This window comes from Jeotgalibacillus alimentarius, from assembly GCF_000829445.1.
GTDB classification, from domain to species: domain Bacteria; phylum Bacillota; class Bacilli; order Bacillales; family Jeotgalibacillaceae; genus Jeotgalibacillus; species Jeotgalibacillus alimentarius.
Window position 1 is genome coordinate 1 of record NZ_JXRQ01000010.1, and the last position, 8848, is coordinate 8848.

The following is an 8848-nucleotide window of genomic DNA, read 5'->3' on the forward strand; positions in this document are numbered from 1 at the left end:
TAAACCAGCACAAATATTTGGTAATAAAAGGCGCCGACCATCTTTTTAGATGATCAGCGCCTTTTATTTTAGTCTTTGGCTAGTTTTTGTCCCAGCCTCCTTACGTAAAACTAAAGTGAATCAATCGGATACACAATCCCCTGCTGTTTTCTAATCTGCTCCATGAGTTCAACTGTCTTCAGTGACATCTCATGTGTATTAATAGAAGACTCAATATTGCCTTCTTTAGCTGTTTTGATAAATTCCTCTATCTCATAAGCCATCGATGGTTTATCCTGTGCAACCGACTGATCAGTGGTACCTTCTCTGGTCATCAGCGTAATTTTTCCCGGTGAGCTGATGTGGTCAATGTGAATCGCCCCATTTTCCCCTGAGATTTCACTCGGCAGGAAGCTGTCTGCAATTTTCGAATAGCTGGCAGTAACCGTCATCCCTTCATAAGAAAGCAAGACTGCGCCCTGGCCGTCTACTCCGGTATGAAGGAGTGTACTGTCTGACTGGATCCGCTCCGGAGCCCCGAAGAGAGAAATAATCGGATACAGTGTATACACGCCAAGATCCATTAATGAACCATTTGCGAGGTCAGGCTTAAATGCATTCAGAATTTCTCCTGCCTTGAATTTGTCATAGCGGGAGGAGTACTGACCGTATTGAAAGCGTACCTGTCTGATTGTTCCGATCTCGGATAGCAGTTCCTTCACACGGCGAAAATTCGGCATGACTGTTGATTTCATTGCTTCCATCAGTAAAACCTGATGTTCATTTGAAGCTGCAATACATTTTTCCGCCAGCGCTTTTGTCGCGGTAAGCGGTTTTTCACAAAGGACAGGTATCCCTTTTGACAGACAGGTTAATACCTGTTCATGATGCACAGCATTCGGTGTAGCCAGATAAACAGCATCGATCTCGCCGCTGTCACACATCTCCTCAAGTGAAGTATATGTATGGGGTAATTGATGCTTTTCCGCATAAGTACGCGCTGTTTCTTCTTTTCTTGAACAAACAGCTGTTACTTCAGCGTGATCTGCTGCAAGTGCCGCCTCTATAAATGTATCTGTGATCCAATTCGTGCCTGTAACGCCAAATCTCATTTTTAATCAATCCTTTGCAAGTCATTTTAAGACAAGTGTACAGATAACAGAAAGAATACGCCAGTTGCATTCCTATGAGTCAAAAGGTTCAAAACTGGGTATATGCATAGAGAAGCGGTTAATTAATGAAACTATTCAGCAGGAAAGTCAGTATATAAAGTGACAAGTTCAAATGAAGTAAAGGGGCTTTTTTAATGGAGCAATTTATCTCTAACGAACAATTTAACGTAATCAAATCCCAGATTAACGGAATGCAGCGACAGGCCGGTGGTACGTCTGATGAAGGCGTCAAAACAGCTGTGAAGGAAGCGGCAGAAGCAAAAGTACATGACGTATTTGATGGGCTGAGTGAAGAACAGAGGAACCTGATCTCAGGTGTATCTGCACTGGAGACCGAAGAGGAACGGGTGAAGTTCTTAATGGACCTCACGCCTTACAGAAAGTCGTTTCCGGAAGTGACACCGGCTGACCTGAGAGGGCTTTTTTCAAAGGTTAAAAAGTTACTGATCCCGGATCTCTCTGACATTGATTTTCGTGCATTGACTTACCTGGGCTGGAAAGACCTTGGACAAAGTAAACAGTATTTTGTGTACGAAAAAGACGGAGAACTTAAAGGGATCCAGGGCAGATATGTGATTTCAGCAAGAAAAGGCATTTGCAGTATCTGTAACCGTTATGGTGACGTTGCAATGACAAGTATTCAAAACAGGCCGCGCGAATCAGAGGGATTAAAATCTTATGGACAATATATATGTTATGACAGTAAAGAATGTAACCAATCCATACAGGATACAGCGCAGCTTGAGCGCTTTCTCGGACAGGTATTTGAACGTAAATAAGGCAAAAGGGTGATTTAAATGGAGACAACAGCTCAAATAGAACGTTATGTCGCAATCTATGAACAGCTGAGAAAGAAATATCGCTGGCGGGTAAATAATACCTCACTGATGATGCTTGCAGGACAGCTCGTAACAGCTGATACCCCGCTTGAGATGAATAAGCTGATTGCACTTAATGACACAATTAAAAAAGAATCGAGTCAGTTTGCCTACATTCAGTCTGCTGACCTTCGTCTGCTCATCTCAGGCATGCTGTTATCAAAATTCAATAACCCTGAACAAGCGTTTGAAGAAATGATGGCCGTCTATGAAAAACTGATTGAAGTAGGATACTCAAGGAGTCCGCATGCCTATATCGCAGCTTATGCATTATATGCATCACTTGAAGAGTATACAGATGAGGAAATGGATAGGCATGTGGCGCGGGCAAAAAGCATGTATACAGGAATGAAAAAGCAGCACTTCTTTTTAACATCACATGAAGATTATCCTTTATCCATTCTGCTTGCTGAAGAAGAAGGAGAAGAGGAAGAACTGCTTGATGATATGGCATATTACTACGATCAGCTCCATATCGTACTTGCTAAGGGCAACAACCGTCAATTCCTGTCCCAGATTCTTACATACGGTCGGCAGGATAACAGACAGCTGCTTGTGCAGAATACTGTCACATGGCTCGATGACTTAAAAACCCGGAAAATAAAACTGCGTGGCAACCATCTGCCGATCGTTGGCGTTTTAGCACTTGCAGGAACGCCGTCAGCGTTGATTGGTGAAGTCAAAGAGGTCTATGATGAGCTGATCAGTATGAAAAACTTTAAGTGGCATAAAGATATTTGTTTTATGACAGCAGTCCGATTTGTGCTCCAGACTAAGGTTGAGGAAAATAATGTGCTGGATGTAGGTCTGGCTTCTACAATTGAATCAATTCTGCAGGCACAGCAGGCGGCGGTTCTTGCTGCCGTATCAGCAGGTGCAGCTGCAACTGCGAGTTCTTCAAATAATTGATGATTGAGTGAGAGGAAAGAGGAATGCAGGATGAAAATTATTTGTTTGCAGCATGTATGGTATGACAATGCAGGATACCTCGAAGAATGGTCAAAAGCGTGGGGCTGTGAGCTGCATTATATAGATGCGAAGAAGCCTGATGATTATCCGGTATTGTCCGGTGATGATGTTCTGGTTGTGCTGGGAGGTCCTATGAGCGTTCAGGAGCTTCCGGAAACAGAATGGATGCAAAAAGAGGCGGATTATATTGAAAAAGCAATCAACGAAAAACGTAAAATAATCGGGATATGCCTCGGCTCGCAAATGATCGCGCACATTCTAGGCACGGAAGTATCTTCACTGCCAAAGTACGAAATGGGATGGGCGGAAATGCATTGGCATTCTGATTTCCTTGAAGATTTCGAAGTGAGAGAACTGACGATTCCGATGTTCCATTGGCACAGCGATATATACGATCTTCCAAAAGGAACAAAACCGCTCGGAAGTACTGAATTAACGCCTGTCCAAGGGTTTTATACAGATCATATTTTAGGTTTTCAATTCCATCCTGAAATGACTGTTGAAGGAATCCAGAACCTGATTGACCATGACGATCAGGAAATTGAAAAACGTGACAGAACGGTTGATATGGAAGGGCCGAGAGCAGACCCGGGATACGTGGAACAGAGTCATAACCGCTTTCAGCCGATCCTCGAGAGGTTTTTAAATGTGCATGGTGAAAAAAAGATTGATTAAACACTGGACAACGATCTGAATTGTGTATACAATAATAATGAGATTCATTCTCAATTAAAAAATAAAACGTCGCACTTACTATATACGCCCATAAACAGTCGTTTCGCACCGGCTTTTTATGTTCAGGGCTCGAAGAAAGCGACGCCCCCTCCCTTGACCGGATGCTGCCTGACACCAGCATCCGGTTTTTATTGTGGTTTTTGTAGCGGTGAGCGAAGGGAAGGGAGGGGTTTTACCGGTCACATCGACCGTTTTATGGGTCAGAACCCGTGAATTACAGGTCACAACCACAAATTTACCGGTTACATACCCGGCTCGCCCTTAACCCCACCCAAAAAAATCTTTCATGAAAAATCTTGCACTATCTCTCAATATGATGTAGGCTATACAACAACTATTATTTTCTGACAATTTCATAACTTATCAAGAGAGGTGGAGGGACTGGCCCTTTGAAACCTCAGCAACCGGCAGTGCACGGTGCTAATTCCAGCAGGCAACCAGCCTGAAGATAAGAAAAGCGTATTCAAAGACCTTCTCTTATCAGAAGGTCTTTTCCTGTATATACAGATATTAAAGGAGCTGCTTTTCATGACTACATCAATCGAAACCATCCTGGCTCAGCTCGGGAACAAAAGCGAGAGTGCAACAGGCACAGTGAATCCGCCCATCTATTTATCAACGGCTTACAGACATGACGGCATCGGACAATCAACCGGCTATGATTATACAAGAACGAAGAATCCGACGAGAGCGATTTTAGAAGAGGGCATTGCAGCACTTGAAGCGGCAGATCAGGGATTTGCCACGAGCTCAGGCATGGCAGCTGTGCAACTCGTCCTTTCTTTATACAAACCGGGAGATGTCATTCTTGCTTCAGATGATCTGTATGGAGGAACTTACCGGCTTTTTGATCATTACAGTAACCATTATGGGATCGCATTTGTGTATGTAGATACGAATGATGCAGATGCGCTCTATGAAGCCTGTACGGAGCGGGTGAAGGCTGTTTTTGTCGAAACGCCTACCAACCCGCTGATGAAAACGACTGATATCGGAAAAGCAGCAGATTTTACAAAAGAAAAAGGTATACACCTGATTGTAGATAATACATTTTTAACACCCTACCTGCAGCGCCCGATTGAGCTTGGCGCAGATATTGTGATCCATAGCGCAACCAAGTACCTTGGCGGTCATAATGACGTGCTGGCAGGGCTGGTTGCTGCTAAAGGGGAAGAGATATGTGAGAAGCTGTTTGCAATACACAACGGGGCAGGTGCAGTATTATCGCCGATGGATTCATGGTTACTGATCAGAGGAATGAAGACGCTCGCGCTCAGAATGGACCGTCATCAGGACAATGCCGCAAAGACAGCAGCATTTCTTAAAACGCAAAGCCAGGTCACAGATGTCATTTATCCCGGAATCGGTGGAATGGTGTCTTTCAGGCTGAAGGAGGCTGACTGGATTGACCCATTTTTAAGGGCAATTGAGATCATCTCATTTGCTGAAAGCCTGGGAGGCGTAGAAAGTTTTATTACGTATCCCGCAACGCAGACACATGCTGATATTCCGGAAGCAGAACGTGAAGCGAAAGGAATCTGCAGCAGATTGCTCAGATTTTCTGTTGGTATCGAACAGCCCGGGGACTTAATTAATGATTTGAAACAGGCGCTTGAAGCGGCTGAACGGGGAGGAGATCGATTATGACACATCATTTTGATACAAAATTACTTCACCAGCCATCTTATATCGATAAGCAGACAGGTGCGGTTAATGTGCCGCTCCATTATTCATCAACTTATCACCAGCAATCCATTGATGAATTCGGCCCGTATGATTACAGCCGCTCAGGCAACCCGACACGTGAATCGCTTGAAGCGACAATTGCAGATCTTGAAAACGCGCATGCAGGCTTTGCTTTTGCTTCAGGCATGGCTGCGATCTCTTCAGCATTCATGCTGCTGTCAGCAGGAGACCACGTACTTGTCTCAAAGGATGTCTACGGCGGGACGTACAGAATGATTACAGAGGTTCTGACCCGTTTTAACATTGACCATTCTTTTATCGATATGACAGACCTTGATGAGACGGCCCGTAATGTACAGCCGAATACAAAAGTCATTTATGTCGAGACGCCATCCAATCCGACACTGAACATTACGGATATAGAAGGTGTGGCCAAAGTAGCGAAAGCGCACGGATGCCTGACGTTTGTTGATAACACGTTTATGACGCCGCTTTATCAAAAGCCGCTTGACCTTGGTGCAGATGTCGTCCTGCACAGTGCGACAAAGTTTTTGTCAGGTCACAGTGACGTGGTGGCAGGTCTTGCAGCTGTAAAAGATCCTGAAGTTGCTGCGCGCTTAAAGTTTATACAGAACTCATTCGGTTCTATTCTGGGTGTTCAGGACAGCTGGCTTTTGCTGCGCGGATTAAAGACGCTCAGTGTACGACTGAAGCAGTCATCTGAATCTGCCAGCCAGATCGCCCAGTTCCTGCATCATCACCCGCTTGTCGATGAAGTGTATTACCCGGGATTTTCATTCCACGCAGGGTATCATATCCATCAGCGCCAGTCGACCGGGGCAGGGGCGGTTCTATCTTTCAGACTGCCTGGCAAAAAAAGTGCAGGTGTTCTCGTTGAAGCGATGAACATTCCTGTATTTGCTGTGAGCCTGGGGGCAGTGGAGTCGATCCTGTCTTATCCTGCAACAATGAGTCATGCTGCAATGCCGCCTGCTGAACGTGAATCACGCGGTATCACATCAGGTCTGCTCCGATTGTCGGTTGGGCTAGAGGACGCAGACGACTTGCTTGCAGATCTGCGCCAGGCCCTTGATAAAGTAGCTGCTTACCAGACATTAACGATATAAGCCGGAAGCTGTGCCTCTAAAAAGGTGCAGCTTTTGTTTTGTCTTGTGCAGGAGTGGTAAAGACTTCTAAATGCACTTTAGGAGGAAATAACATGATTTTTGCACAGGACGGGTTGGAACATCAGCATATTTTAGTGACAGGCGCAACAGGAGGAATCGGCTGGCACACAGTGAAAGAATTATTGAAAACAGGTGCTTCAGTCACAGCTGCAGGACGTAACACAGATAAGCTGGATAAGTTGAGATCAGCATGTGAGCAGGAAGGAATCGCTGATAAACTGCTGATCGTAGCTGCAGATCTGAATGAAGCAGAAGACCGCGGGAAACTGCATGATCAGGCAACAGAGCATGCAGGATCAGTCACAGGACTCGTCAATTCAGCAGGTATATCAGGCGGCGGTCCTGTAGAAGACCTCTCAGAAGAAGACATGAAAAAAGTGATGGAGCTGAATTACTTTTCAACAGTGGCACTTACTCAGCTGATCTATCCTGACATGAAAAAAGCAAACAGCGGCGCAGTCGTCAATGTGTCTTCATTATCCGGACTCAGAGCCACTCACGGAAATACTGCCTATGCAGCTTCAAAGTTTGCTGTCATTGCATTCACACAGGCGTTTGCCCATGAAGCAGCAGCGCATGGTGTCAGAGTCAATGCAGTCTGCCCGGGGTTTGTGGATACGGAAATGGGACGCAATGCCATTCAGAAAAAAGCTGACCGGGCAGGCCGTTCGTTTGAGGAGCAGATAAAGATTGTAGAAGAAGGATTACCTTCAGGAAGAATCACACAGCCTGAAGAAGTTGCAAGAACCATTATCTTTTTACTTTCTGATGCTGCCAAAAACATTATCGGTGAATCAGTAAAAATATCAGGCGGCGCGGTCATGAGATAAGGAGGGGATCAGATGGAACCGGCTCAGGTTGTCATTCTTTTGCTGATTGGCTATATCATTTTTACGATCGATAAACGGACCCAGGTATTCCCCCGGCCGCCCGTTCTTGCAGGTGTAGGGATGATTCTATATTTTATCCCATTCTTTGAAGGCATTGAACTGTCTGAGGTGACGCTGTATGAAGTGATTTTGCCTGCACTGTTATTTATTTCAGCATATAAATTTTCTGTCGGCGCATTGAAGGCAAACAGCTGGTCAATTGTATTATTGAGTACAGCGGGTCTGATGCTTACTGTACTAGGTCTTGGCGGCGTTATTTATCTGACAGCTTCATTATTTGTCACGCTGAGCTTTACAGAGGCACTGCTAATTGCAGCCATTCTCACACCGACCGATCCGGTTTCTGTCACATCTATTTTACATAAATCACTGGATAACGAAATGGTCGGTGATGTGGTGGAAGGAGAGTCGCTGATCAATGATGGCACGAGTTATGTCATTTTTGCGACCCTGTTATCCATTCACCAGGGCAGTGAATCGTTTTCCTTTCTTTCATTCATGGGAGAATTTCTGTACGTAGCAATCGGCGGAGCTTTCATCGGAATCGTCTTCGGCTGGCTGGTCAGCCGCGCCGTGCATTTCACACATCACCAGGAATACCAGGTCATGCTGAGTATCGTGATGGCATACGGCCTATTTCTGCTGGCAGAAGCATTCGGGATTTCAGGGGTGCTTGCGACAGTGGCAGCAGGACTGATGCTGTCATGGGAATTCAACCGGATCAATAAAGAAGACCATTACAGAGAATCTCTTGATCATTTCTGGGATGTGGTGGAGCCTACGCTCTTATCACTGGTCTTTCTGCTGATCGGCTATACGGCCGTTGAGCATCTGAAATGGGAGTGGTTCGGCTTTGCAGCAGTTGTCTTTGTACTTTCGCTCATCATTAGAACAGTCATTGTGCTGCTGACTTCACAAAGTGTGCCGCCGATCCGCAAGAGTATCTCCTGGAAGGAATCTCTGCTCATTTCATTCGGCGGTGTAAAAGGGACAATGTCTGTTGTACTTCTGCTAATTCTTGAAGCATCAGATACAGGTGGAACAGAAGCCGTGATGACAGTAGCCTTTATCGCAGTGTTGCTGTCATTGTTTATTCAAAGTATTGGCGTTCATCCACTGGCAAAGCTGTTGAAATCATAGATAGAGCCTGGCTTAAAAACTGCACATTTGTGCGGTTTTTTTGTTTTGGGCAGGGTTTAGTGGTATAGGTCTTTTTACATGAAGTGTCGAACATGCGAGGGTGAGCGTCGAACCAGCTGTGTTATCTGTCGAACATCCGGTCAGATACGCCGAACACAAAAGGTTATATCGCGAACAGCCTTAGTTATACCCCGAACCCCCGCCTCCTTAAA

Annotated in this window: 8 protein-coding genes and 1 riboswitch; of the genes, 7 read left to right on the forward strand and 1 reads right to left on the reverse strand. The window is 45.3% G+C overall.

The annotated features are described in order from the left end of the window. Nucleotides 1-110: 110 nt before the first annotated feature. Nucleotides 111-1091, reverse strand: a complete 981-nt coding sequence (locus KP77_RS02925) for a Gfo/Idh/MocA family protein (RefSeq protein WP_041121251.1) — start codon at nucleotides 1089-1091, stop codon at nucleotides 111-113. A gap of 194 nt (nucleotides 1092-1285) precedes the next feature. Here KP77_RS02925 and KP77_RS02930 point away from each other — a divergent pair, with 194 nt between their 5' ends. The 7 genes from KP77_RS02930 to KP77_RS02960 all read left to right on the forward strand — a co-directional run bounded on the left by KP77_RS02930 (nucleotide 1286) and on the right by KP77_RS02960 (nucleotide 8636). Beyond that, the gene (locus KP77_RS02930; RefSeq protein WP_041121252.1) at nucleotides 1286-1930 is read left to right on the forward strand and encodes a FusB/FusC family EF-G-binding protein; all 645 of its coding nucleotides are present in this window, start codon (nucleotides 1286-1288) and stop codon (nucleotides 1928-1930) included. An 18-nt stretch (nucleotides 1931-1948) separates the two neighbouring features. Next, nucleotides 1949-2938 (forward strand): DUF4003 family protein, encoded by a 990-nt coding sequence (locus KP77_RS02935; RefSeq protein WP_041121253.1) that lies wholly within the window; start codon nucleotides 1949-1951, stop codon nucleotides 2936-2938. Between the two features lie 30 nt (nucleotides 2939-2968). After that, entirely contained in the window at nucleotides 2969-3673 is a 705-nt protein-coding gene (locus KP77_RS02940; RefSeq protein ID WP_041121254.1) for a type 1 glutamine amidotransferase, read from the forward strand. Between the two features lie 417 nt (nucleotides 3674-4090). Further along, a riboswitch (SAM riboswitch) is annotated at nucleotides 4091-4188 on the forward strand. Between the two features lie 73 nt (nucleotides 4189-4261). Further along, entirely contained in the window at nucleotides 4262-5380 is a 1119-nt protein-coding gene (locus KP77_RS02945; protein ID WP_041121258.1) for a methionine biosynthesis PLP-dependent protein, read from the forward strand. Further along, the gene (gene metC, locus KP77_RS02950) at nucleotides 5377-6546 is read left to right on the forward strand and encodes a cystathionine beta-lyase (RefSeq protein WP_041121255.1); all 1170 of its coding nucleotides are present in this window, start codon (nucleotides 5377-5379) and stop codon (nucleotides 6544-6546) included. The genes KP77_RS02945 and metC overlap by 4 nt, the downstream gene beginning before the upstream one ends. A gap of 92 nt (nucleotides 6547-6638) precedes the next feature. Further along, a complete protein-coding gene (locus tag KP77_RS02955; RefSeq protein ID WP_041121256.1) occupies nucleotides 6639-7436 on the forward strand; it encodes an SDR family NAD(P)-dependent oxidoreductase in 798 nt (265 codons plus the stop codon). 12 nt (nucleotides 7437-7448) lie between these two features. Further along, nucleotides 7449-8636 (forward strand): cation:proton antiporter, encoded by a 1188-nt coding sequence (locus KP77_RS02960; RefSeq protein ID WP_041121257.1) that lies wholly within the window; start codon nucleotides 7449-7451, stop codon nucleotides 8634-8636. The last annotated feature ends 212 nt before the right edge of the window (nucleotides 8637-8848 follow it).

Bases quoted from the DNA above. Each gene is read 5' to 3' on its own strand.
- KP77_RS02925 (WP_041121251.1), bottom strand. From the start codon at position 1,091: ATGAGATTTGGCGTTACAGGCACGAATTGGATCACAGATACATTTATA.
- KP77_RS02945 (WP_041121258.1), top strand. From the start codon at position 4,262: ATGACTACATCAATCGAAACCATCCTGGCTCAGCTCGGGAACAAAAGC.
- KP77_RS02930 (WP_041121252.1), top strand. From the start codon at position 1,286: ATGGAGCAATTTATCTCTAACGAACAATTTAACGTAATCAAATCCCAG.
- KP77_RS02935 (WP_041121253.1), top strand. From the start codon at position 1,949: ATGGAGACAACAGCTCAAATAGAACGTTATGTCGCAATCTATGAACAG.
- metC (WP_041121255.1), top strand. From the start codon at position 5,377: ATGACACATCATTTTGATACAAAATTACTTCACCAGCCATCTTATATC.
- KP77_RS02960 (WP_041121257.1), top strand. From the start codon at position 7,449: ATGGAACCGGCTCAGGTTGTCATTCTTTTGCTGATTGGCTATATCATT.
- KP77_RS02940 (WP_041121254.1), top strand. From the start codon at position 2,969: ATGAAAATTATTTGTTTGCAGCATGTATGGTATGACAATGCAGGATAC.
- KP77_RS02955 (WP_041121256.1), top strand. From the start codon at position 6,639: ATGATTTTTGCACAGGACGGGTTGGAACATCAGCATATTTTAGTGACA.